The 24514-nt window shown below is 52.2% G+C and carries 27 protein-coding genes, 1 tRNA gene and 1 pseudogene; 11 read left to right on the forward strand and 18 right to left on the reverse strand.

Annotated features, from left to right (window positions below; all coding sequences use genetic code 11):
• Window positions 1-69: 69 nt before the first annotated feature.
• Window positions 70-762 carry a two-component system response regulator TorR gene (torR, locus tag HBM92_RS15625; RefSeq protein ID WP_001120112.1) on the forward strand — a complete coding sequence of 231 codons (693 nt, stop codon included), beginning with the start codon at window positions 70-72 and terminating at the stop codon, window positions 760-762.
• Here the strand turns inward: torR and torT are convergent.
• Entirely contained in the window at window positions 735-1763 is a 1029-nt protein-coding gene (gene torT / locus HBM92_RS15630; RefSeq protein WP_001264957.1) for a TMAO reductase system periplasmic protein TorT, read from the reverse strand. The two genes, torR and torT, sit on opposite strands and share 28 nt — an antisense overlap.
• 82 nt (window positions 1764-1845) lie before the next feature.
• On the opposite strand from torT, the pseudogene torS reads away from it, so the two are divergent.
• Window positions 1846-4589, forward strand: a pseudogene (gene torS, locus HBM92_RS15635) (TMAO reductase system sensor histidine kinase/response regulator TorS).
• A 71-nt stretch (window positions 4590-4660) separates the two neighbouring features.
• Window positions 4661-5734: a 4Fe-4S binding protein gene (locus tag HBM92_RS15640; protein WP_000818456.1), complete on the forward strand. Its 1074-nt coding sequence runs from the start codon at window positions 4661-4663 to the stop codon at window positions 5732-5734.
• 48 nt (window positions 5735-5782) lie between these two features.
• Here the strand turns inward: HBM92_RS15640 and HBM92_RS15645 are convergent, their stop codons facing one another.
• From HBM92_RS15645 to cspG, 4 genes are read right to left on the reverse strand one after another with little or no spacing between them, the layout of a single operon-like run.
• Window positions 5783-5956: a GnsA/GnsB family addiction module toxin gene (locus tag HBM92_RS15645; protein ID WP_001019197.1), complete on the reverse strand. Its 174-nt coding sequence runs from the start codon at window positions 5954-5956 to the stop codon at window positions 5783-5785.
• Window positions 5946-6176, reverse strand: coding sequence for a protein YmcE (gene ymcE, locus HBM92_RS15650; protein WP_001309400.1), 231 nt, complete (start codon window positions 6174-6176; stop codon window positions 5946-5948). The genes HBM92_RS15645 and ymcE overlap by 11 nt, the downstream gene beginning before the upstream one ends.
• Entirely contained in the window at window positions 6151-6339 is a 189-nt protein-coding gene (locus tag HBM92_RS15655; RefSeq protein WP_071524879.1) for a cold-shock protein, read from the reverse strand. The genes ymcE and HBM92_RS15655 overlap by 26 nt, the downstream gene beginning before the upstream one ends.
• A 10-nt stretch (window positions 6340-6349) precedes the next feature.
• Window positions 6350-6562 carry a cold shock protein CspG gene (gene cspG / locus HBM92_RS15660; RefSeq protein WP_000066490.1) on the reverse strand — a complete coding sequence of 71 codons (213 nt, stop codon included), beginning with the start codon at window positions 6560-6562 and terminating at the stop codon, window positions 6350-6352.
• A gap of 285 nt (window positions 6563-6847) precedes the next feature.
• Between cspG and cspH the strand changes: the two genes are divergently transcribed.
• Window positions 6848-7060, forward strand: a complete 213-nt coding sequence (gene cspH / locus HBM92_RS15665; protein ID WP_000087763.1) for a cold shock-like protein CspH — start codon at window positions 6848-6850, stop codon at window positions 7058-7060.
• Here the strand turns inward: cspH and appA are convergent.
• The 10 genes from appA to hyaA all read right to left on the reverse strand — a co-directional run bounded on the left by appA (window position 7048) and on the right by hyaA (window position 16836).
• Window positions 7048-8358: a bifunctional acid phosphatase/4-phytase gene (appA, locus tag HBM92_RS15670; RefSeq protein WP_001528879.1), complete on the reverse strand. Its 1311-nt coding sequence runs from the start codon at window positions 8356-8358 to the stop codon at window positions 7048-7050. The two genes, cspH and appA, sit on opposite strands and share 13 nt — an antisense overlap.
• 79 nt (window positions 8359-8437) lie before the next feature.
• Window positions 8438-8530, reverse strand: a complete 93-nt coding sequence (gene cbdX, locus HBM92_RS15675) for a cytochrome bd-II oxidase subunit CbdX (protein ID WP_000270305.1) — start codon at window positions 8528-8530, stop codon at window positions 8438-8440.
• Between the two features lie 12 nt (window positions 8531-8542).
• A complete protein-coding gene (appB, locus tag HBM92_RS15680; protein ID WP_000460796.1) occupies window positions 8543-9679 on the reverse strand; it encodes a cytochrome d ubiquinol oxidase subunit II in 1137 nt (378 codons plus the stop codon).
• An 11-nt stretch (window positions 9680-9690) separates the two neighbouring features.
• The gene (gene appC / locus HBM92_RS15685) at window positions 9691-11235 is read right to left on the reverse strand and encodes a cytochrome bd-II oxidase subunit 1 (RefSeq protein ID WP_000263546.1); all 1545 of its coding nucleotides are present in this window, start codon (window positions 11233-11235) and stop codon (window positions 9691-9693) included.
• A gap of 133 nt (window positions 11236-11368) precedes the next feature.
• Entirely contained in the window at window positions 11369-12226 is an 858-nt protein-coding gene (locus HBM92_RS15690) for a hydrogenase expression/formation protein (protein WP_000004936.1), read from the reverse strand.
• Complete coding sequence (gene hyaE, locus HBM92_RS15695; protein ID WP_000063990.1) at window positions 12223-12621, reverse strand: hydrogenase-1 operon protein HyaE; 399 nt, start codon at window positions 12619-12621, stop codon at window positions 12223-12225. Before hyaE ends, HBM92_RS15690 begins: the two co-directional genes overlap by 4 nt.
• Window positions 12618-13205, reverse strand: coding sequence for a hydrogenase 1 maturation protease (hyaD, locus tag HBM92_RS15700; protein WP_000003641.1), 588 nt, complete (start codon window positions 13203-13205; stop codon window positions 12618-12620). Before hyaD ends, hyaE begins: the two co-directional genes overlap by 4 nt.
• Entirely contained in the window at window positions 13202-13909 is a 708-nt protein-coding gene (gene hyaC / locus HBM92_RS15705) for a Ni/Fe-hydrogenase b-type cytochrome subunit (protein WP_001186410.1), read from the reverse strand. The genes hyaD and hyaC overlap by 4 nt, the downstream gene beginning before the upstream one ends.
• 18 nt (window positions 13910-13927) lie before the next feature.
• Complete coding sequence (hyaB, locus tag HBM92_RS15710; RefSeq protein ID WP_000107380.1) at window positions 13928-15721, reverse strand: Ni/Fe-hydrogenase large subunit; 1794 nt, start codon at window positions 15719-15721, stop codon at window positions 13928-13930.
• Window positions 15718-16836 (reverse strand): hydrogenase 1 small subunit, encoded by a 1119-nt coding sequence (gene hyaA, locus HBM92_RS15715; RefSeq protein ID WP_001058323.1) that lies wholly within the window; start codon window positions 16834-16836, stop codon window positions 15718-15720. The genes hyaB and hyaA overlap by 4 nt, the downstream gene beginning before the upstream one ends.
• 426 nt (window positions 16837-17262) lie before the next feature.
• Here hyaA and HBM92_RS15720 point away from each other — a divergent pair.
• The 3 genes from HBM92_RS15720 to tusE all read left to right on the forward strand — a co-directional run bounded on the left by HBM92_RS15720 (window position 17263) and on the right by tusE (window position 18637).
• A tRNA-Ser gene (locus tag HBM92_RS15720) sits at window positions 17263-17350 on the forward strand.
• 206 nt (window positions 17351-17556) lie between these two features.
• A complete protein-coding gene (yccA, locus tag HBM92_RS15725) occupies window positions 17557-18216 on the forward strand; it encodes an FtsH protease modulator YccA (protein WP_000375136.1) in 660 nt (219 codons plus the stop codon).
• Between the two features lie 91 nt (window positions 18217-18307).
• Window positions 18308-18637: a sulfurtransferase TusE gene (gene tusE, locus HBM92_RS15730; RefSeq protein ID WP_000904439.1), complete on the forward strand. Its 330-nt coding sequence runs from the start codon at window positions 18308-18310 to the stop codon at window positions 18635-18637.
• Here tusE and yccX read toward each other — a convergent pair.
• Window positions 18634-18912, reverse strand: a complete 279-nt coding sequence (gene yccX, locus HBM92_RS15735) for an acylphosphatase (protein WP_000048231.1) — start codon at window positions 18910-18912, stop codon at window positions 18634-18636. The genes tusE and yccX overlap by 4 nt on opposite strands.
• A 94-nt stretch (window positions 18913-19006) precedes the next feature.
• On the opposite strand from yccX, the gene rlmI reads away from it, so the two are divergent.
• The gene (rlmI, locus tag HBM92_RS15740) at window positions 19007-20197 is read left to right on the forward strand and encodes a 23S rRNA (cytosine(1962)-C(5))-methyltransferase RlmI (RefSeq protein WP_000116315.1); all 1191 of its coding nucleotides are present in this window, start codon (window positions 19007-19009) and stop codon (window positions 20195-20197) included.
• A 57-nt stretch (window positions 20198-20254) separates the two neighbouring features.
• Entirely contained in the window at window positions 20255-20572 is a 318-nt protein-coding gene (gene hspQ / locus HBM92_RS15745; RefSeq protein ID WP_001295356.1) for a heat shock protein HspQ, read from the forward strand.
• A gap of 44 nt (window positions 20573-20616) precedes the next feature.
• Here the strand turns inward: hspQ and HBM92_RS15750 are convergent, their stop codons facing one another.
• A complete protein-coding gene (locus HBM92_RS15750) occupies window positions 20617-21030 on the reverse strand; it encodes a CoA-binding protein (RefSeq protein ID WP_000665218.1) in 414 nt (137 codons plus the stop codon).
• Window positions 21031-21202: 172 nt separating this feature from the next.
• On the opposite strand from HBM92_RS15750, the gene HBM92_RS15755 reads away from it, so the two are divergent.
• Both HBM92_RS15755 and mgsA read left to right on the forward strand, forming a co-directional pair.
• Window positions 21203-21865 carry a DUF2057 family protein gene (locus HBM92_RS15755; protein ID WP_000847791.1) on the forward strand — a complete coding sequence of 221 codons (663 nt, stop codon included), beginning with the start codon at window positions 21203-21205 and terminating at the stop codon, window positions 21863-21865.
• Between the two features lie 95 nt (window positions 21866-21960).
• Window positions 21961-22419, forward strand: a complete 459-nt coding sequence (gene mgsA / locus HBM92_RS15760; RefSeq protein ID WP_001295939.1) for a methylglyoxal synthase — start codon at window positions 21961-21963, stop codon at window positions 22417-22419.
• A 31-nt stretch (window positions 22420-22450) separates the two neighbouring features.
• On the opposite strand, the gene helD is transcribed toward mgsA, so the two are convergent.
• The gene (gene helD, locus HBM92_RS15765) at window positions 22451-24505 is read right to left on the reverse strand and encodes a DNA helicase IV (RefSeq protein WP_001443200.1); all 2055 of its coding nucleotides are present in this window, start codon (window positions 24503-24505) and stop codon (window positions 22451-22453) included.
• Window positions 24506-24514 lie beyond the last annotated feature (9 nt).

A 24514-nucleotide genomic window follows, 5' to 3' on the forward strand; every position in this document is an offset into this window, starting at 1 on the left:
GCACTGGTCAGGATGAACGGCTTACGGCAGAATATGAACAGATATGAACAGAATGAGTAAAACCCTCTGATGCCACATCACATTGTTATTGTTGAAGATGAGCCGGTTACCCAGGCGCGATTACAATCTTACTTCACTCAGGAGGGGTATACCGTTTCCGTTACGGCGAGCGGTGCCGGGCTGCGGGAAATTATGCAGAATCAGCCGGTGGATTTGATTCTGCTGGATATCAATTTGCCCGATGAAAATGGCCTGATGTTAACCCGCGCCCTGCGAGAACGCTCAACGGTGGGGATTATTCTGGTTACCGGACGCAGCGATCGGATTGACCGTATTGTTGGGCTGGAAATGGGCGCAGACGATTACGTCACCAAACCGCTGGAGCTGCGCGAACTGGTGGTACGAGTGAAAAATTTGCTCTGGCGAATCGACCTCGCGCGACAGGCGCAACCGCACACTCAGGACAACTGCTATCGCTTTGCCGGTTATTGCCTGAATGTGTCGCGCCATACGCTGGAGCGGGATGGCGAGCCGATTAAACTGACCCGCGCAGAGTATGAAATGCTGGTGGCATTTGTGACTAATCCGGGCGAAATTCTCAGCCGTGAACGTCTGCTGCGTATGCTTTCTGCGCGTCGGGTGGAAAACCCTGACCTGCGCACCGTCGATGTGTTAATTCGTCGTTTACGCCATAAACTCAGCGCGGATTTACTGGTGACACAACATGGCGAAGGTTATTTCTTAGCCGCTGATGTGTGCTGATAATAATAGACCGGACGAAATCCCCCCGGTGACAGCGAGCGGCGGATATGTTCGCGGTCGGCATTTTTCGGCGTCAGAACTAAAATCGGTGGGCTGACATTATCAGACACCGATTGCCCCTGTAATTGCCTGATGGCCTGCTCAACCGCCAGTTCCCCCTGCCAGACCATTTGATCGCTGGCAGCCATAATCACTCTTCCCCGCTTCAGCCCGCGATACACCTGATGTGAAAGATAAAACGACACCACGGTAAGCGGTGTTTTCAGGTTACGCCCTTCCCCCATTGCCGCCTCTGCCGCAATGGCCGTTCCGGCAACGACGTCGATTTCTGGATGGCGCTCCAGCATCTCCTGCAACAGGTTACGCTGGATTTCAATATCGTTATCGCCAAGCGCAATATCAACAATACGTACCGGGCTTCCGGCAATGGCTGCGCGAAAACCCTCGACCATCTCCTTACTGCCCCCGGCGTTATCGGGTCCGGGCATCAACAGCACGTTCAGTGGTTTACCGTGGCTCCATTGCACCAGATATCGTCCTGGTTGATAGCCCATCTGAAACCAGGGCACACCAACGCGGCTTTTCACGTGGGGAGCATCAATAGCATTCACCAGTTCGATCACCGGCAGACTTGCTACCTGCTTTTGCAGATCGGGAAATGACGTCGTGCTACTACCGAGCAAAATGGCCTCTGCGCCCCACTGTTTACACTGGTCGATTTGTGCTTGCTGCGTAGCCAACTGGCTGTAGCCGCCTGCCTCCAGCACTTTTAAATCCACACCGTAGCGGCGAGCAGCCTCCTGCATACCATAGTTCAACGATAACCAGTATGAATCTTTCAGGCTGGGATAAAGCGCGCACAGTTTCCATGCGCGTTTGGCTTTAAGCGGCGTAGAGGCTTGCACCGTGTAATGCTGCGCATCATGCCAGCGCAACAGGTTATCAGCCGAAAATGCCGATAACATGAAAAGGGAAAGAAGTAAAAATAGCAGTACGCGCATGATAGCCTCATCAATAATAAGGCTTTATGCTAGATGCATTCTGCTTTGCGACTCAACCTTTTTCACCTAAAGTGCACCGACCGTGAATTTAACCCTGACCCGAAGACTCTGGATGGGCTTTGCCCTGATGGCGCTGTTAACCCTGACCAGTACCCTGGTGGGATGGTACAACCTGCGCTTTATCAGCCAGGTGGAAAAAGACAACACTCAGGCATTGATTCCTACCATGAATATGGCGCGCCAGTTGAGCGAAGCCAGCGCCTGGGAACTTTTCGCCGCGCAGAACCTGACCAGTGCCGATAACGAAAAGATGTGGCAGGCGCAGGGGCGAATGCTCACCGCACAAAGCCTGAAGATTAATGCGTTGCTGCAAGCGTTACGGGAACAAGGTTTTGACACCACCGCTATTGAACAACAGGAGCAGGAGATCTCCCGTTCGTTACGTCAGCAAGGGGAACTGGTGGGGCAGCGTTTGCAACTTCGCCAGCAACAACAGCAACTCAGTCAGCAGATAGTCGCCGCCGCCGATGAAATCGCACGCCTGGCGCAAGGTCAGGCGAATAATGCGGCAACCTCCGCCGGAGCGACCCAGGCCGGGATTTACGATTTGATCGAACAACATCAGCGTCAGGCCGCAGAAAGTGCACTCGATCGGCTGATTGATATCGATCTTGAGTATGTTAACCAGATGAATGAACTGCGCCTTAGCGCCCTGCGGGTGCAGCAAATGGTGATGAATCTGGGGCTGGAACAGATCCAGAAAAATGCGCCAACGCTGGAAAAGCAGCTCAATAATGCGGTGAAAATTCTGCAACGTCGGCAAATACGCATTGAAGATCCGGGTGTTCGTACTCAGGTAGCAACAACGTTAACTACCGTTAGCCAATATAGCGATTTGCTGGCGCTGTATCAGCAGGACAGTGAAATCAGCAATCACCTGCAAACTCTCGCCCAAAATAACATCGCCCAATTCGCGCAGTTTAGTAGCGAAGTCAGTCAGCTGGTCGACACCATTGAGCTGCGTAATCAGCACGGGCTGGCACATCTGGAAAAAGCCAGTGCACGCGGGCAATACAGCCTGTTATTGCTGGGATTAGTTTCTCTTTGCGCACTGATTCTGATCCTCTGGCGCGTGGTTTATCGCTCAGTCACGCGCCCTCTTGCAGAACAAACGCAGGCGCTGCAACGCTTGCTGGATGGTGATATCGACTCCCCTTTCCCGGAAACCGCTGGCGTGCGGGAACTGGACACCATCGGGCGGCTGATGGATGCGTTTCGCAGCAGTGTTCATGCACTGAATCGCCACCGCGAACAGCTGGCGGCGCAGGTCAAAGCGCGTACAGCTGAATTGCAGGAACTGGTGATAGAACACCGACAGGCACGGGCGGAAGCAGAAAAAGCCAGCCAGGCAAAATCGGCGTTTCTGGCGGCGATGAGCCATGAGATCCGCACACCGCTGTACGGTATTCTCGGCACCGCGCAACTGCTGGCAGATAACCCCGCACTTAACGCCCAGCGCGATGATTTGCGGGCGATTACCGACTCTGGTGAATCGTTGCTGACCATCCTCAACGATATTCTCGATTATTCGGCTATCGAAGCAGGCGGCAAGAATGTTTCGGTCAGCGATGAACCCTTTGAACCGCGCCCGCTGCTGGAAAGTACCCTGCAATTAATGAGCGGAAGGGTGAAAGGTCGCCCGATTCGCCTGGCAACAGAAATTGCCGACGATGTACCGACTGCGTTAATGGGCGATCCGCGGCGTATTCGTCAGGTCATTACCAACCTGTTGAGCAACGCCCTGCGTTTCACCGACGAAGGGCACATTATTCTGCGTAGTCGCACTGATGGCGAACAATGGCTGGTCGAAGTGGAAGACAGCGGCTGCGGTATTGATCCCGCGAAACTGGCTGAAATCTTCCAGCCATTTGTTCAGGTTAGCGGCAAACGCGGCGGCACCGGGCTGGGGCTGACTATCAGTAGCCGTCTGGCCCAGGCGATGGGTGGCGAACTGAGCGCCACCAGCACGCCGGAGGTTGGAAGCTGTTTTTGTTTACGCTTGCCGTTACGTATTGCCACTGCACCCGTGCCCAAAACAGTCAATCAGGCGGTACGTCTGGACGATTTGCGTTTGCTGTTAATTGAAGATAACCCGCTCACCCAGCGAATTACTGTCGAAATGCTGAACACCAGTGGTGCGCAGGTCGTTGCAGTAGGAAATGCCGCGCAGGCAATAGAGGCATTGCAAAATAGCGAACCGTTTGCTGCCGCACTGGTGGATTTTGATCTGCCGGATATCGACGGCATTACCCTTGCCCGGCAACTGGCACAGCAATATCCGTCACTGGTTTTGATTGGCTTTAGCGCCCATGTCATTGACGAAACACTGCGACAGCGTACCAGCTCGCTATTTCGCGGGATTATCCCTAAACCGGTGCCGCGTGAAGTGCTCGGTCAATTACTGGCGCACTATCTCCAACTGCAAGTCAATAACGATCAACCACTGGATGTATCGCAACTCAATGAAGATGCTCATTTAATGGGGGCGGAGAAGATCCACGAATGGCTGATATTATTTAAACAACATGCCCTGCCGCTTCTCGATGAAATCGACATTGCCCGCGCCAGTCAGGATAACGAGAAAATAAAGCGTGCCGCACATCAGCTAAAAAGCAGTTGCTCGAGTCTGGGAATGCGTAGCGCCAGCCAGCAATGCGCACAACTGGAGCAGCAGCCATTATCTGCCCCCCTTCCACACGAAGAAATTACACGCAGTGTTGCCGCTCTGGAAGCATGGTTAATAAGAAAGACCTGAACGCAATTTGAATCAATATCAGCCAGTTAAGAACAACTAGAATAGTGGCATTTGGTATGCAACTTAACGGACTGGCAAAATCATGGCAGAGAAAAAAAGAACCCGCTGGCAGCGGCGGCCAGGCACGACGGGCGGCAAATTACCGTGGAATGACTGGCGCAATGCCACGACCTGGCGTAAAGCGACGCAATTATTACTGTTGGCAATTAATATTTATATTGCCATCACGTTCTGGTATTGGGTGCGCTATTACGAAACGGCAGGTAGTACGACATTTGTCGCCAGACCGGGAGGTATCGAAGGCTGGCTACCGATTGCCGGTCTGATGAATCTGAAATATAGCCTTGCAACAGGTCAGTTACCGTCCGTCCACGCCGCCGCGATGCTGTTATTGGTCGCTTTTATCGTCATCAGTCTATTACTCAAAAAGGCCTTTTGTTCATGGTTATGCCCGGTTGGTACGCTTTCGGAATTAATCGGCGATCTCGGTAACAAACTGTTTGGTCGGCAATTTGTCCTTCCCCGCTGGCTGGATATTCCTCTGCGCGGCGTGAAGTATTTGCTGTTGAGTTTTTTTCTCTATATCGCGTTATTGATGCCCGCTCAGGCGATTCACTATTTTATGTTGTCGCCCTACAGCGTGGTGATGGACGTTAAAATGCTCGATTTCTTTCGTCATATGGGGACCGCGACATTAATCAGCATGATCGTTTTGCTGATTGCCAGCCTGTTTATTCGCCATGCCTGGTGTCGTTATCTTTGCCCATATGGCGCGCTGATGGGCGTGGTTTCGCTATTATCGCCGTTTAAGATTCGTCGCAATGCCGAAAGTTGTATCGATTGTGGCAAATGCGCAAAAAGTTGCCCATCACGGATCCCGGTCGATAAATTAATTCAGGTACGAACAGTGGAATGTACCGGCTGTATGACTTGCGTAGAGTCATGTCCGGTAGCCTCAACATTGACCTTTTCACTGCAAAAACCTGCGGCAAATAAAAAAGCCTTTGCGTTGTCTGGCTGGTTAATGACGCTACTGGTTATGGGGATTATGTTTGCGGCGATTGGTTACGCAATCTATGCGGGAGTATGGCAAAGCCCGGTGCCGGAGGAATTGTACCAACGCTTAATTCCGCAATCGCCAATGATTGGTCACTAAATTAGCAACAAGCGGAACATCACCTCGCACGGGGTGATGTTCACAAAATCACATTATTTTGATTTTGACATCATAACTTTCAAGCCCGGTCATTTTTTCTCGTGCGGTGAAGCGAATTTCAGAGACTTCTTTCCCTGTATTCTTGTTCAGCTCGGCGATTTTTTGCGCGATAAAGTCGGCGATTTCCGTTTCGGCTTGTTTTTTTAACTCTTCAATATTCACTGTTAACCTCTTCTGGTCTTAAAAGACAGCAACACGCCAGTAAGGTGTTGGTTCCCGGTACCCTGGTCAGGTAAGAAATGTTATAAGCCATCTCCCCGAAAGATTCAATAATCAACAGGTTATCGCTTACTATACATACAGCGTTGAAGAAAAATAAGGCAGATATAAAAAAGGCTCCACGAGGGAGCCTGATATTATTTTGTGAAATCCAGCGGCGCATGGTCAGTGCGTATTTGCAGCGCGACGTTATCAAAGGTGATCATCGTCGATTTACAAAAAATGCACTTTGCTCCTAAAGGATTTCGCTCCGTCACATCGAATGCCGATGTGCGGTACTGTGAACCATGGCAACATGGACAGCGGAAATGGAGATGTTGAGTAATAACGGCAACCTTAGAGCGTAACAACGTTCGCTGCCGCGGGACCACGTTGCCCCTGCTCAATAGAAAATTCAACTTTCTGATTTTCGTTCAGCGTGCGGAATTCATTGCTCTGGATGGCAGTGAAATGGACGAAAACGTCTTTGCTGCCATCATCAGGAGTGATAAAGCCAAAACCTTTATCTGCGTTAAACCATTTTACTAAACCAGTCATTTTATTAGACATATTTTACTTCCTTCATTTTGGGCCTTTCGGCAAACAGGGCTTTAATACAGAAACTACTTAGTGTTCAGGAGAGAGACTCAAAAGAAGGGGATAATGCCTGATAATGAGAACTGCTTTAGTAAACTACTTTGTATGCTGTCTGTCTTTCAAACCGACGCAGCTATTAACGCATGATAATTGAGATTAAGCAAATTTTATTTTAGCCGTCCGGCGGTCTTAAATATCGCTGGCTTTATTTTATTAACCCCGTATAGTGCAGCGCAGTATTTTCAGTAAGGAATTTGTTTGTCCCGTAAAATGACAGGAATTGTCAAAACCTTTGATCGCAAAAGCGGCAAAGGATTCATTATCCCCTCCGACGGTCGTAAAGAAGTCCAGGTCCATATTTCCGCATTCACTCCCCGCGACGCAGAAGTGCTTATACCAGGATTACGCGTGGAATTTTGCCGCGTAAATGGCCTGCGTGGACCAACAGCGGCAAATGTTTATTTATCTTGATGGAGAGCGCACGCCGGTATGCGTGCTTCATTCACGATTTGCGTAAAACCTGCCAACGAACACATGCCCTGCGCATTTCGCTCTTCACATCCTGCCAGGGTCAGTTTCACCTCTCCGGGCGGCGTATTTAATGACAGCGGCGTTTTATCACGCATCTGCTGTAAAGTCTGGAAGACCAGCGAAACCTGAATCCACTGGCTGTTATCGCTGAGCCGACGCCAGCGTTCAAACACCAGTTCACCACCTGGCGGCGTGTTATCCGGCTGACCTGGAAGTGTCCAGTTGAGCTCCAGTGCGCCGCCGAGATTTGCCAGATTAGTATCGTGTCCGGCAATAAACAGCACTGAAGTGGGTAATGTCACACCATACGCCTGTTTTTGCGATGGATGGGGCGTCAACGCTGCCATGATCAAATCCAATAACGGGGTGGCGCGACTGCGGGCAACCTCTGGTGTGCGTTGCAGCAAATAAAACTGCGCGTTATGTAGACTTAGCAAGGTGTTCCACTGGTGTGAATCGGTGATCCTTCCCCACCCCGGCTCCGGCATTCCCTGTGCTTGTTGCAGGAGAAATATCTCCGTCAGCATTGATGCGAGGCTTACCGCACCGGTTAATGAGACATTGTCGGCGCTCACCTTGAGTTCCGATGGTAATGCCTGCGTTAATGAACAGCTTTCGTCCTGTTTCTCACGGTTAAGGCACAAGTTTGATTGCGGGAAATTAAGCACCCGTTCCAGTTCACGAAACGCCGTTTGCCGATGCCCGGTAAAGTCAGCAATTGACCCTCCTGCCCTGCTGAGGATCGCGTCAGTCACGTTCGCGTTATCCAGTTGGCAAACGCCAGTTTTTAGAGGATTAAATAACGGATCGGGACTGGAGGTATCTGCCTGGGTATGTACGGTTATTGCACAGTCAGGTGCCAGCCCGGCGGCGAAGGCTTCGCCTGTTTTACGGGTACGCTCGTCGACATCAGCAATAATCGCGACCTGACCAGGCTGCGGGCAGCCCTTTTTCGTCAACAATCCGTCGGCTACCAGACGCTGGCGTTGGTAATGTCCGAGATAAGCGATTAACTCACCACCGCGCGGTGTCAGCCAACCCAGTTTTACCGGCCAGGTTGGCCATGCGTCTGGGGTGACATCCTGCATCAGTTGCGTGGCCTTGGTTGGTGCACGCACACCGTGACGACTGACAATCACCACACTTTCCAGCTTCAGCTCCGGCTCACTCTGAGCGAATGCAGATTTCGGTGTTAACGGAATCAGAAGAGATAAGAATGGGATCAAGATCGCTTTCATCGATATGTTTCCGCTTTTCATATCCGACATTATTGATTGCCTGATGCGACGCTAATGCGCCTCATCAGGCTTACCTTCGTTAACTTTTCAGACGCGGGTCCAGCCATACCAACACAAGGGTGGAGAGCGAACACATCAACAAAATGCCGACGAACCAAAGTAAATACCACATTGTTCCTGCTCCTTAGTACAGCTCGTTTTCGTTACGGCGGAGAGTTTCTGTCGTCATGCGCCCCCACATTTTGTAGTAGCTCCAGAGAGTGTAGAGCAACACAATGGGCAAAAATATCAGCACGATTACCAACATAATGCTCAGCGTCAGCTGACTGGAAGTGCTGTCCCACAACGTCAGGCTGGAGATCGGACTCACGCTTGACGGCATGACAAAGGGGAACAGCGTGATGCCTGCCGTGAAAATCACGCCAAATTGCATCAATGACGCCATCAAAAATCCCCAACCCGGGCGACCACGAGAAATCGCCATCACCGTCAGCAATGGGCAGAAGAACCCCAGCAGCGGGAAGATCCACAAAACGGGCGATTCGACGAAATTATTCATCCAGGCACCAGGTAGCACTGCCACCAGTTTCATTAACGGATTGGAAGGACCGTTAGCATCCTGGGCGAGCAGTACAAAGCCATCAATACCAACCCACAGCCAGTAACCCGCCAGCAAAAAGCACAGCATCACCAGTAGTGCGGCGCGTTTGGTCGCCAGCTGTGAACGCAGATGAATCACACCAACAGTTTTCAGTTGTAACCAGACGCCACCTTGCAAAATCACCATCCCAAGACTGAGCAATCCACACAATAAAGGGAATGGCGTCAGCAGTTGCCAGAAGCTGCCGAGATATTCCACGCGTAATTGCGGTGTGAAAGCAAACGGCACGCCGAGCAGCAAGTTGCCGAATGCAATACCGAAGACTACCGGCGGCACCAGACTGCCGATGACCAGTCCGGCATCCCACATTTTACGCCAGCGTGCATCGGCGATTTTTCCGCGATAATCAAAGGCCAGCGGGCGGAAGAACAGCGAGCACAGCACCAGAATCATCGCCACATAAAAGCCGGAAAACGCCGCTGCATACACTCTGGGCCAGGCGGCAAATAATGCCCCACCTGCGAGGATCAACCAGACCTGATTACCTTCCCAGTGCGCGCCAACGCTGTTTATCACTATCCGACGTTCATCATCATTACGCGCCACCAGCGGCAGCAGACAGCCGATCCCCATGTCAAATCCGTCGGAGATCATAAAGACCACCAGGATCACGCCAATCAGCAGCCACCAGATGAAGCGCAATGTTTCATAATCAAACATGATTTTCTCCTTTACCCCTGTTGCTGCGTCGGTTGTTCACTCTGCATCGCGCTCGGCCCCAGACGGGCATATTTCTGCATCAGGTAGACTTCGGCGATTAAGAACAGGGTGTAAAGCCCTACGATCATGATCAGTGAGAAAGCCAGTTGTCCTGTGGTTAAGGCGGAGTGCGCGGAGTATGTCGGTAAGATGTCTTGTATCGCCCACGGCTGACGACCAAACTCGGTCATAAACCATCCGGCTTCAATCGCAATCCACGGCAGCGGCAAACTCCAGAGCGCCATTTTCAGCACCCAGCGATGCTGGTCGATTTTGCCACGCAGCGTCTGGACAAGCGCAATCAGCATCACCAGTAGCAGCAGGGAACCACAGCCCACCATGATGCGGAAACTCCAGAATACCGGCGCAACCTGAGGTATCGCGCCACGCATCGCCGCCTGGTACTGTGCGGCTGTGACATGATTCATATCCGGCGCATAGCGGGAGAGCAACATGCCGTAACCCAGGTCGCCTTCCAGCTCCCGGAATGCCTGCAACACATGCGGCTCACGATTGCCTTGCGATATTTCCTGCATTAACAGCCACGCCATACGTCCGCGTTGCAAGCGTGGGTAGGTTTCAGCCATCAAATTCTTCAGACCCGGCACGGGTTTATCTAATGAGTGAGTGGCGAGGATCCCTAGCAGCGCGGGAATTTTGATGGCAAAGGCGTTACGCTCTTGATCCTGTTCCGGCCAGGCAACCACATGGAACGGTGCAGGTGCAGGTTCTGTTTGCCACTCACCTTCCATCGCCGCCAGTTTTACCGGTTGTACTTGCGCGACTTCATACGCAGAACTGTCTCCGAGTTGCAGCGTACCGATAATCGCCAGAGTACCGAAGACGGAACCGATGGCAAACGAGCGTAATGCGACATCGCGCTCCCGTCCGCGCAGTAAATACCAGGCGCTGATCGCCATAATAAACATGGCCCCGGTCACGTATCCCGCCATTACGGTGTGCACAAATTTCACCTGGCTGACCGGGTTAAAGACCAGCTCGCTGAAACTGGTCATCTCCATACGCAGGGTGTCGATATCAAAATGCGCACCAGTCGGGTGTTGCATCCAACCGTTGGCATTCAATATCCACAACGCAGAGAGATTTGAACCGAACGCCACCAGCCACGTCACCAGCAGGTGCTGGTATTTATTCAGCCGCTGCCAGCCGAAGAAGAACAGCCCGACAAAGGTGGATTCGAGGAAGAAGGCCATTAATGCTTCCATCGCCAGCGGTGCGCCAAAAATATCGCCCACATAGTTGGAATAGAATGACCAGTTAGTACCAAACTGAAACTCCATGGTCAGGCCGGTAGCCACGCCAAGAGCAAAGTTGATACCGAAGAGCTTACCCCAGAAGCGCGTCATATCGCGGTAGATTGTTTTGCCGGTGACCACGTAAATGGTTTCCATGATAGCCAGCAAAAAAATCAGCCCCAGGGTAAGGGGTACAAATAAAAAGTGATACAGCGCGGTCAGAGCAAACTGCCAGCGCGATAAATCAATGACATCCCACATGCGCACTCCTGTATGCGAAGAGAGAAAAATAACCCGTTAATGGTAGATCTCCCTCTTTATCCTGAAACTCTACGACCAGAGGTATTCGCCGATTGCGATATTCATAAGCCTGAAAGCGATACTTACCGTCTTTTTACGTCGGTGCCCCCTCCGCCAGCCACTGGCATACCTCGCTAAGCCGCTGCGCAGAGTCGACCAAATCTTCTGGCGCTGCCAGCACCACTTCCGGTATTGGGCAGATTTCATAACTTTCCAGTAACGGGCCTTTTAAGGTGTCCGTACAGCGTAAATGCCAGACATGGCGTAACCCCGTGGCGTTGATATAGCTCTCGCCATAGCCAATGGTACGAATCTGAATATTTCCCGGCCCACAGAGACGTGAGAGAAAAAGCCGGTCAGCTTCGCTGATGGGTAATTGAGTCAGATTAATGCTGTGCGGCTGCGCGTCGGGGTTACGTACATGTGCCAGTAATTCATGGGCCAACGGTAGGCCATTCATCAGGCCATCAATGGGCGGCGGTAACAGCGAATCTGTCGGCAAGACGTTTTGCGTTGCCGCCTGCCACAACGCCAGCGGTGCGCAGCCAGCCTCCAGTTTGTCTTCCAGCAACTGTTCGCCGTGACGTCTGCGCACCCGCCATAATCCGCAGAAGATCGCCTCCTGAATTTCACTTTCACTGTCGTTAGCCTGCTGAATGCGCACTGACACTTCCCCTTCCCCGAGAAGCGTATTGATAAAGTGACGATCGTCGGCGTTGAGATTTAACAGATCGACTGCCAGTACCTCACCCAGCGGCGGCTGGCGTTCGCTTAGTTGATGTTGTAACTCGTTTAACAGCGCAATCACCTGCGGGCTGTGAGCACATTGCTCCAGGGCAGCCATACTCGGTTCACCATTCACCCGACAGGTGATCGGCAGTGGATTCATGCTGAAACTGTCATCGTTCGGTTGCGTTCCTGGCCCCAGCAGATGGAAAAAAGTTTCGCTCATGAAGCACGCTCCTGTTGCGGTTCGACAAGCCCGCGCATCAGGTTTATCAGTTCCGCCCACGGGTGAATACCATTCAGCACGCCGCGATAGTTTCCGCCGGTAAACACTAATGTGGCGGGAAAGCGAAAGACGCCAAAGCGATCGCCGATGGCTTCGCTCTGCTCAAGATCAGCAATCGCTACCTGCCATGTATAGTCGGGAAACTCGCGCAGTAATTCGCCAATCATTACCGGGTTATCGCTGACTTCTGGCGTGCGTTTCGGATCGCTGCTTAATAACACCACGCCGTCTGGCGCTTGCGTAAGCCAGTCGTCAAGACGGCATTCACTGACCGGCGTCCAGCCACGTGCCAGCATTCGTTGCCACAACGCATTAAATGGTGTGTCGTTGCTCATCCCTGTTCCTCCAGCCTCATCCTGTACTGACGCAAGCGAACGCCTTCGTAATTTTCCATCGACAGACAGTCATAATTGAGACAGCGCGATTCATTAGCCGGTTGCGGCACAATTCCCCAGGCCGCCAGCTGTACCAGCGCCGCCTGTTCCGCGGCGGGCAGTTGCTCCCGCGCCAGTTCGCTCAGGCTGCCGCCGTAGTCGTCGAGCATCGCGGGTTGCAAACCGACGAGGGCAATATGTGCTGGCAGATGTCCGCGGATATCTGCCAGCGCCAGCACTTCGGAGAAACTGTTCTGGTGCAGGCTCATTTTCTTCGCGCTGAGATAAGCCGGAATGCGTTCTCCGGCATACGTTCGTAGCGTTCCGGGTTCCAGCCCGTAATCAATGGCATCGAGAATCAACAGATGACTGGCGCTTTCGACATACCCCAGCAAGTTCAGTCCTTGGGTGCCGCCATCGACAATCTCCACATCCTCGGGCCAGTGGTAATGGGCATACAGCCGTTCCGCCACCCGCACGCCGAAGCCTTCATCGGCCCACAGCAGGTTGCCCAGCCCCATTACCACCACGCGTTGCTCGCTCATGAACGCTCCTTGTTACTTATTTTGCCAAATTTGTGGCTACGGTAGCCGTTGACCATAGTGGAGATCACCGTGTCGTCGGACATGATGTCTTCACGCAGCGCCATGTAGACATGACCGATCACAAACGCGCCAATCAGCCACATCCCCAGCCGATGCCAGCTGTGAATGTCCATTGAGTTGCCACCCGTCCAGTAGAAAAATTCCACCACATAACGGAACGGCGCAAAAATAGCGTACTGGCTGTGTTCGCTGTACAGCGCAAAGCCGGTGATGATCATAAAAACTGACATCAGGAAATAGCCGAACATCGCCGCCTGGGCGATGGGGTTATGGCCTATATCGGCACTCGGACGTTTTGCCAGAAACAGATACCAGCGGATTTCATACCACACGCCCTGCCACCAGCTTTTACGCCATACCGGCACGATAAACAGCTCGCGGGAGTAATGATTGCCAACAAAAGCCCAGTAGATCCGCATCAGCAAAACCACGGTAAAAATCATCCCGGCACTGAAGTGAATTAACCTGATGTAGCCCATATAGAACAGATACGTCGCCTCGCCGCTGACGGAAGGTAGCGGCTTGCCGATAAAGTAACCGGTGACCATCAACACCGCCATGCATAACACTGTCAGCCAGTGCCATATCCGCACGGGTGCTTCAAAGACATAGTGACTGACAACGTTGTCGCTTTTCTGTTGCATGATGATTCTCCTTCGCTGTTAACGCACCTGCACGGAGATAAGCTCGCTACCGTCATCGCCCAGCACGTGTGTTGAACAGGCGAGGCACGGGTCAAAGCTGTGCAGAGTACGCAGGATCTCCAGCGGTTGCTCGGGGATCGCCATTTTGGTGTTCATCAGCGCCGCTTCATAAGCGCCAATCTGCCCTTTGGGATCGCGCGGGCTGGCGTTCCAGGTGGTCGGCACCACGCACTGATAGAGATCAATCTTGCCATCGCGAATGGCAGCCCAGTGGCCTAACGCCCCGCGCGGCGCTTCGGTAAAACCGACACCACGGCACTCTGTCGGCCAGGTTGCTGGTTCCCATTTTTCCGTGGAAGCGGTGGCAAGATTGCCGTTTTTCAGGTTGGTCATCAGCTTATCGAAGAAATACTGCAACTTACCTGCGGCCCACTGCGCTTCGTACGCGCGACACAAAATGCGGCCCAACGTTGACTGGATGCCGGAAAGCGGCAGTTTCAACGCCGACATCATACGATCGACCGACTCAACGGTCGCAGCATCGCCTTTGTGATAAGCGATTAACGTGCGTGCCAGCGGCCCCACTTCCATCGCGTTACCGCGCCAGCGTGGCGCTTTGATCCACGAGTAGCGTTCCTGTTCATTCAGCTGCTGAATGTTGGTATCGCTGCCTTTGACATCGCCGGGGTTGTACCACGGATCGGTGATGCCATCGAACGGATGACGCCCGACCTGATCGTTGGGATAACGATACCAGGCGTGGTCGACAAACTCCTGCACCTGCTGCGGATCAACCAAATCCACTGGCAGCACATTGTTGAAGTCGCCGTTAATCACCGCGCCGCCAGGCATCAGCAGACTTTTCTCGCCAAAGTCGTTGGCAATATCCGGGAATGCGCCGTAGCTGAGGACACATTTATCAGAAAGACCCGTGCCGATTTCGCTCCACGGTTTGTTGAACTGGCCGATGGCTAAGGCGTCGGGGATCATCACGTTGTTAATGAAGTCCGCCGTACGGGTAATGATCGACTGCACCAGGTTCAGGCGTTCCATATTGACCGCCCCGACTGCGCCGCTTTCGTCAATGTTAATGGCGCAAGGCATCCCTCCGACAATCCAGTTTGGATGCGGGTTTTTACCACCAAAGACCGCGTGGATTTTGACAATTTCACGCTGGAAATCGAGAGCTTCGAGATAGTGGGCAAAGCCCATCAGGTTGGCTTCTGGCGGCAGTTTGTACTGCGGGTGCCCCCAGTAGCCATTGCGGAAGATCCCCAACTGCCCGCCTTCAACGAATTTCTTCAGGCGGTTTTGTACGTCGAAGAAATAGCCAGGGGATGATTTCGGCCATGAGGAGAGGCTTTGCGCCAGTTCGGAGGTTTTCCGCGGGTCGGCTTTCAGCGCATCTAACACATCGATCCAGTCCATCCCGGCAAGCTGATAGAAGTGCACCAGATGATCGTGGCACCAGAGCGTTGCCAGCATAATGTTGCGGATGATATTGGCGTTGTCCGGCACTTTAATACCGATGGCATCTTCGATGGCGTAAACCGAAGCCAGGGCGTGTACGCCAGTACAGACGCCGCAGATACGTTCAACGAACGCCCACGCATCGCGCGGGTCACGCCCTTGCAGGATGATCTCCAGCCCGCGAAACATGGTGCCGCAGGAGACGGCATTGGTGATCACATTCTGATCGTTAATATTCACTTCGCAGCGCATGTGGCCTTCAATGCGCGTAATCGGGTCGACCACCAGGCGGCGTCCGGCATTGTTGATGGTGTATCCCTGAGTTTCGTACTGAGTGCTCATGCCTGTTTATCCTCATTGCCTGGCTGATGTTCGGTTTCTGTAGGTTGCTGGTTATGACGTCTGCGCTGGTCAACGGCGCTGGCGACTGCGTGCACACCAACAGCCGCTGCCACCACGCCAAGCGCGGTTAAACCGACGGTGTCGGCGGTGGAATGGGTACCCATTTGTGGAATATCGACCACGCGGCTGTAGAACGAACCGCGATCCCAGAAACCATTTTCCGCACAACCCAGGCAGCCGTGACCTGACTGGATCGGGAAGGAAACGCCATCGTTCCAGCGTGTGGAGGAACAGGCGTTATAGGTGGTAGGCCCTTTGCAGCCCATTTTGTACAGGCAGTAACCTTTGCGGGCAGCGTCATCATCCCAACTCTGGACGAACTCTCCGGCGTCGAAGTGAGCACGGCGATAGCATTTATCGTGGATACGCTGACCATAGAACATCAACGGACGGCCCATCCTGTCGACATCTGGCAAGCGATCAAAGGTCACCATGTAAGTAATGATGGCGCTCATCACATCCGGGATCGGCGGGCAGCCAGGTACTTTGATAATAGGTTTGTCGGTGATGACTTTGTCGATAGGCGTTGCCTGCGTCGGATTGGGTCGCGCGGCCTGCACGCAGCCCCAGGACGCGCAGGTTCCCCAGGCGATAATCGCACTGGCTCCGGCAGCGGCACGTTTGAGTTTCTCAATAAACGGTCGACCGCTGCTGATACAGAACATCCCCTGCTCGCCCAGCGGCGGATTACCTTCAACGGCGAGGATATATTTGCCATTGTATTGCGTGATGATGTCTTCAAAGACTTCTTCCGCCTGGGTTCCGGCGGCAGCCATCAAAGTATCGTCGTAATCGAGGGAAATCAGGGAAAGGATGACGTCCTTCGCCAGTGGGTGAGCGGAGCGGATAAAAGATTCGGTACAGCAGGTGCATTCCAGACCGTGGATCCATACCACCGGAATGCGCGGTTTATTCTCCAGCGCCCAGGCAATCTTTGGTGCCATTCCCGCGCCTAATCCCAGCGACGTGGCAGCCAGACTACAATATTTGAGAAAGCTGCGCCGGGTAACGCCCTGACGCCGCATGGCCTGGTAAAATGTTTCCTCGTTATTCATATCGCACGTCTCTTCTCCTTGCGACACCGGCAGGACACCGGGCGCACATGGTCGGCAAGCGACGTCCCTGTAGCAAGGCAAACCATCGCTTCACGTGAGATGCTGAAAACGAAAGCTCATCCTTCTGCACTGGCGCACGTCGCCAGAAAGTATTGTTAATAAAGCGTAGTGAAACTTTTGCACAAAACAATACAAACTGTGTGGATTTATCTTTTAGCGATAAAAATGGACCTATTTTTCTTTTTGCCGGGCGGTGAGGATGTTTAACCGGTTGCTAAACGAGTAAAAGAGAAGGAATTCATGGTGATGAAATGATCAATCTGCTGTTATTTCACGCTAACAATGCACTTTTGGCTGTTTTTCAGGCAAACAAACAAATTAGGGGTTTACACGCCGCATCGGGATGTTTATAGTGCGCGTCATTCCGGAAGTGTGGCCGAGCGGTTGAAGGCACCGGTCTTGAAAACCGGCGACCCGAAAGGGTTCCAGAGTTCGAATCTCTGCGCTTCCGCCAAATAAGATAAGGGGTTAGCTAAATGCTAACCCCTTTTTCTTTTGCCTGTCGAAATTCTCAGGGCGTTATATTTGCTTAATGACCTGATAATCCGCTGTTAAACCTGTTCCAGATCAAATGCGTAAAGATGGGTAAAACTTCTGTGTACCTTCCCACATTATCATTATGCTGCTTAATTAATTACATCTGTCATAGAGAGTGACTCAATGGATCGTATAGTTAGTTCTTCACATGACCGTACATCGCTGCTTAGCACCCATAAGGTGCTGCGTAATACCTATTTTCTGCTGAGCCTGACGCTGGCCTTTTCGGCGATTACCGCAACTGCCAGTACGGTGCTGATGCTGCCATCTCCGGGTCTGATTCTGACGCTGGTGGGTATGTATGGTTTGATGTTCCTGACCTACAAAACGGCGAATAAGCCGACCGGGATTATCTCCGCATTCGCCTTTACCGGTTTTCTGGGATATATCCTCGGACCAATTCTGAACACCTACCTGTCTGCTGGAATGGGTGACGTAATCGCTATGGCACTGGGCGGAACGGCGTTGGTGTTCTTCTGCTGCTCTGCGTATGTGCTGACCACCCGCAAAGATATGTCGTTCCTTGGCGGTATGCTGATGGCGGGTATTGTGGTGGTGCTGATTGGTATGGTTGCTAATATCTTCCTGCAGCTGCCTGCCCTGCATCTGGCGATCAGCGCGGTCTTCATTCTGATCTCCTCTGGCGCTATTTTGTTTGAAACCAGCAACATCATTCATGGCGGTGAAACGAACTATATTCGTGCCACGGTTAGCCTGTATGTTTCGCTGTACAACATCTTCGTCAGCCTGCTGAGCATTCTGGGCTTCGCCAGCCGCGATTAATCTCACCCGCTAACACTTTCATAGCCTCGCTTTATGCGGGGCTTTGTTTTTTGTTACACTGCCGCCAGTCTGATTAAGGTAGTAAAGAATTATGCTGATCTTCGAAGGTAAAGAGATAGAAACGGATACCGAAGGCTATCTCAAAGAAAGCAGCCAGTGGAGTGAGCCACTGGCGGTGGTGATTGCAGAGAACGAAGGGATTGCGCTGTCGCCAGAACACTGGGAAGTGGTGCGTTTTGTGCGTGATTTCTATCTGGAATTCAATACTTCTCCGGCGATTCGTATGCTGGTAAAAGCGATGGCGAATAAATTTGGCGAAGAGAAAGGCAATAGCCGCTATCTGTACCGACTGTTCCCGAAAGGTCCGGCAAAGCAAGCCACCAAAATTGCTGGCCTGCCTAAACCGGTAAAATGCATTTAACGGATACGAAAATCCGTTAACTCCCCGGAGGGATGATGCGGCTCGCTAAGCACCCGTTCCACACGCGCTGAACGCGGGCCGCCACTTTTTAACCACTGCATTAATTTTTCCACCTGCCCTTCGTCACCGCAGGCAACCACTTCCACGCTGCCATCGTCAAGATTTTTGGCGTACCCGGTTAGTCCCAGTTTTTTCGCTTCGTACTGCGTGGTGTAGCGGAATCCTACGCCCTGAACTCGCCCGTAAACCCAGGCAATTATGCAGACTTTCGACATTGCTGCTCTCCTTATCCTTAATGGACGCGTTGCAAATCCATGGAAAACTCCGGACAATGACGCCCATTTCTTTGCATCGACAGAAAAGTAAATTATGAGTGTACGTTTAGTGTTAGCCAAAGGGCGCGAAAAATCATTACTTCGTCGCCATCCGTGGGTCTTTTCCGGGGCCGTTGCCCGCATGGAAGGTAAAGCCAGCCTCGGTGAAACCATCGATATTGTTGATCATCAGGGAAAATGGTTAGCACGCGGCGCTTATTCGCCAGCTTCGCAAATCCGGGCGCGCGTCTGGACGTTTGACCCGTCAGAGTCTATCGACATTGCTTTTTTTACCCGCCGTTTGCAGCAAGCACAAAAATGGCGTGACTGGCTGGCGCAAAAAGATGGCCTCGACAGCTATCGTTTAATCGCCGGAGAATCTGATGGCCTGCCGGGTATTACTATCGATCGTTTCGGTAATTTTCTGGTGCTGCAACTGCTGAGTGCTGGCGCAGAGTATCAGCGCGCGGCATTAATTAGCGCCCTGCAAACGCTGTACCCGGAATGTGCTATTTACGATCGCAGCGACGTCGCGGTACGTAAAAAAGAAGGGATGGAGCTGACTCAGGGCCCCATCACCGGCGAGTTGCCGCCTGCCCTGCTGCCGATTGAAGAACACGGCATGAAACTGCTGGTGGATATTCAGCACGGACACAAAACGGGCTACTACCTGGACCAGCGTGACAGCCGCCTGGCTACCCGCCGCTACGTCGAAAATAAACGCGTACTTAACTGTTTTTCCTATACCGGTGGTTTCGCCGTATCGGCATTGATGGGCGGTTGCAGCCAGGTTGTCAGCGTTGATACCTCCCACGAAGCGCTGGATATTGCACGGCAGAACGTTGAGCTGAACAAACTGGATCTGAGCAAGGCAGAGTTTGTCCGTGATGATGTCTTTAAATTGCTGCGTACTTATCGCGATCGCGGTGAAAAATTTGATGTTATCGTGATGGACCCGCCGAAGTTTGTTGAGAATAAAAGCCAGTTGATGGGCGCGTGTCGTGGTTATAAAGACATCAACATGCTGGCGATTCAGTTGCTGAATGAAGGCGGTATTCTCCTGACTTTCTCCTGTTCCGGTCTGATGACCAGCGATTTATTTCAGAAAATCATCGCGGATGCCGCAATTGATGCCGGTCGTGATGTACAATTTATAGAGCAGTTCCGTCAGGCAGCCGATCATCCGGTGATCGCTACCTACCCGGAAGGGCTATATCTGAAAGGGTTTGCCTGTCGCGTCATGTAACTTGAAATGTGGAATTTTACCCTTATATCAAAGGTAAAGATTTCCCGGGAGGTGACTATGATTGCCAGCAAATTCGGTATCGGCCAGCAGGTCCGCCATTCCCTGTTAGGTTATCTCGGAGTGGTCGTGGATATCGACCCGGTTTATTCGCTCTCTGAACCGTCGCCTGATGAGCTGGCGGTGAATGACGAGCTTCGCGCCGCTCCGTGGTATCACGTGGTGATGGAGGATGATAACGGCCTACCGGTTCATACCTACCTGGCTGAAGCCCAGCTAAGTAGCGAATTGCAGGATGAACATCCTGAACAGCCATCCATGGATGAGCTGGCGCAGACCATCCGCAAACAACTCCAGGCCCCGCGTCTGCGTAACTAATCCCTGAACAAATCCCCGGAAGGTTTTTGCCTTCCGGGGATTTTTTATTTGGCCAGGCCCAGGCGAGGGATCTCAATAGCCGGGCAGCGATCCATCACTACATTTAATCCGGCATCCCGAGCCAGTACTGCCGCTTGCTCATTAATCACCCCCAGTTGCATCCAGAGGGTTTTCGCGCCGATGGCGATCGCTTCCTGCGCTACGCCCCACGCCGCTTCTGAATTCCGGAAAACATCGACCATATCGACTTTTTCAGGAACTTCTGCCAGCGTGCCATACCCCTGCTGGCCCAGCAGTGTTTTGCCAGCAACTTTTGGCGAAACCGGAATGACGTGATACCCCTGGTCGAGTAGATATTTCATCACACGATAGCTGGGACGATCGGGTTTGTCGCTTGCCCCCACCAGCGCAATGGTGTGAGTGGACGTTAAAATGCCTGCAATATCGGTTTCTTTCATTATTTCCTCCAGACTGTTTAACAAAGTGTACGACAAAGCCGACATGCCAACCATGCAGCTAATACGAATGAATGAGAGCAAAAGCGGGAAATATGTCTATATGTTAGTAAGTATGATTAAAGAAAAATTTTGACACATTATTATTCGGGCGGTCTTTTAACAGGAGCTATCTATGAAAACCGGCATCGTGACCACCTTGATTGCATTATGTTTGCCGGTATCCGTTTTTGCCACCACGCTGCGGCTTTCTACTGATGTCGATCTTCTGGTACTCGACGGTAAGAAGGTTTCCAGCTCTCTGCTGCGCGGTGCGGACAGCATTGAACTGGACAATGGACCGCATCAGTTAGTGTTTCGCGTTGAGAAGACGATTCATCTTTCCAATAGTGAAGAACGGCTCTATATCTCCCCTCCACTGGTGGTTAGTTTTAATACCCAGCTCATCAACCAGGTCAATTTTCGCCTGCCTCGCCTGGAGAATGAGCGGGAAGCTAACCATTTTGATGCCGCGCCGCGCCTTGAATTGTTGGATGGCGATGCGACGCCGATTCCGGTAAAGCTGGATATTCTCGCCATTACCTCAACTGCAAAAACGATTGATTATGAGGTCGAGGTTGAACGCTATAACAAATCCGCGAAACGCGCTTCACTACCGCAATTTGCCACGATGATGGCAGATGACAGTACGCTGCTTTCGGGTGTTTCCGAGCTGGATGCTATTCCGCCGCAGTCTCAGGTGCTCACAGAACAACGGCTGAAGTATTGGTTTAAACTGGCTGACCCACAAACGCGAAATACTTTCCTGCAATGGGCGGAAAAACAACCATCCTCCTGAGATTTTTGTGCCTGTGCGCAGGCTTTTTCAGTCTTTATCTTGCAGCGATAAGTACTTACAGTAATCTGTAGGAAAGTTAACTACGGATGTACATTATGGAACTGACGACTCGCACTTTACCTTCGCGGAAACATATTGCGCTGGTGGCACACGATCACTGCAAACAAATGCTGATGAGCTGGGTGGAACGGCATCAACCGTTACTGGAACAACACGTACTGTATGCAACAGGCACTACCGGTAACTTAATTTCCCGCGCGACCGGCATGAACGTCAACGCGATGTTGAGTGGCCCAATGGGGGGTGACCAGCAGGTTGGCGCATTGATCTCAGAAGGGAAAATTGATGTATTGATTTTCTTCTGGGACCCACTAAACGCCGTGCCGCACGACCCTGACGTGAAAGCCTTGCTGCGTCTGGCGACGGTATGGAACATTCCGGTTGCCACCAACGTGGCAACGGCAGACTTCATTATCCAGTCGCCGCATTTCAACGACGCGGTCGATATTCTGATCCCCGATTATCAGCGTTATCTCGCGGACCGTCTGAAGTAATATTGCACAGGTGGCAAACGCCACCTGTTTCTTACGGTTTTCTCGCCACCGGCACATCCAGATTTTTCAGTATTTCGACAAATGGAGAGGGATTCTCTTTGTTAAACAGTGCCCATACCCGATGGCGTGCCCGGGTCAGCGCCACGTACATTAACCGCCGTTCTTCAGCGTCCGGGAAATCCTCAACCGGTGGCAGTAGCGCCTCTTCCATAATCGACTCCCGCGCCGCAGCCGGAAAACCATCACTCCCCTCCTGCAAGCCAACGATGATGACGTAATCCGCCTGTTGCCCTTTGCTGGCATGAATGGTCATAAAGTCGATTTGCAACTTCGGCCAGCGTGTTGCCGCTTTTTCCAGGCTGGCAGGCCTCATGTGATGGTAACGCGCCAGGATCAGAATGCGCTCTTCCGGTTTGGCATAACCAGAGAGCTTATCCAGCAAAGCGTCAAGATGGCTCTCATCCAATAACGTGACGGCTTTTTTGTCTCCATTGGTTAAGCTGTTTAGCGGCTTTTTCAGCTGGCCTGGGTTCTGCTGAATAAACCGGTTTGCCACCTCACCGATACGACTGTTAAAACGGTAAGTCGTGTCTAAATCGCAGCGATCACCTTCACCAAAGTTTTCATGGAAAGCGGTGGTGAGCGACATTTGCGCACCGCTGAAGCGATAAATCGCCTGCCAGTCATCACCAACGGCGAACAACGTCGTCTGACTGTTTTGCTTGCGTAATGCCGCTAACAACGCTGCGCGCTGCGGCGAGATATCCTGAAATTCATCAACCAGAATATGCTTCCACGGGCTGATAAAGCGACCTTTCTCCAGAATCACAATCGCCTGGTGAATAAGGCCCGAAAAATCGACAGCGTTTTCTGCCTTCAGCGCACCTTTCCAGGCTTTTAATAACGGGGCCATCAACTTGATACGTTTACTGAACAGATCGCGAATCTCTTCGGGTGCACTGGCAATCATTTCTGCCTGTGCACCACCGTGCATCCGCATCAGACTTACCCAGCGATCGAGGCGAGAGGCAAGACGACGCTGTAATTTTTCATCATCCCAGAAATTACCTTCTGGCACTGACCACTGCATTTCTTCCGTCAGCCATTGCCGCCAGCCCTTCGCCTGCGCTTTCTTTTCGCTGCATTGCTTGCGCCACTCAGCAATAAAAAGTTCATGACGGGCAGCGGTATCATTTTCCAGTTTGCTGACTATCGGAACTTTTTTGCTGCCCTGCTGAATAATATGCAGCGCCAGCGCATGAAACGTGCGTGCGGTAATGTCTTCGGTATGTAGTCGTTCTCGAATACGCTCGTCCATCTCTTCAGCGGCTTTGCGACCAAACGCCAGCAATAAAATTTGCTCAGGGGACGCTTCACCACGCGCCAGCAACCAGCCTGCACGGGCCACCAGCACCGACGTTTTTCCGCTTCCTGCACCAGCCAGCACTAACAAAGAATGCTCGCCATTAACGACTGCCCGGGCCTGCGCCGGATTCAGCGGTGAAGACTCGACCTGGCGGAAAAAATCCGCATACTCGATAAGCATGGCTTCGGTATACGCCTGATTATGCTGCAACCGAGCGCCTTCAATGTCTTTCAACCAGGCCTGACATTTACGCCACGCCTCACGGCAGTTATCGAATTCTTCCAGTCGGTTAACCGGCAATGGTAACGCCGACAAAGCCTGGCGGATTTGTTGCCGCATACCAGAGGTTTGCTCACGCGTCAGCCATTTATTTTCTCCGGTGCGCGTGGCAATCAAATCCAGTTGCTGACGTAAAACGCCAGACGCAATTTCGCTCATCTCGCCACTCCACCGCCGCCAGTGAGCATCAAGATGATGGTAAAAACGCTGCGTCTCGCCCCATTCGGTACCGTGCAGACGCACCACTTTTTCGTCCGGCAGTACAAACTCCAGTTCGCCCCATACCAGACCGCGCTTACAGTGAATCGCCAGTAATTGATTGAAAGGAATAAGGTATTCGTGGCGATCGCCGGAGACTTTAATCCCGGCATTGAGGATCACCGCCCGATCGTAAGGGTGCTGTGCCAGACGTTTTCCAAGCGTTGTCGCTTTCAGTTCCATGACTCTGTA

It is taken from the genome of Escherichia sp. E.sYA108 (assembly GCF_011754335.1).
Taxonomy (GTDB): domain Bacteria; phylum Pseudomonadota; class Gammaproteobacteria; order Enterobacterales; family Enterobacteriaceae; genus Escherichia; species Escherichia coli.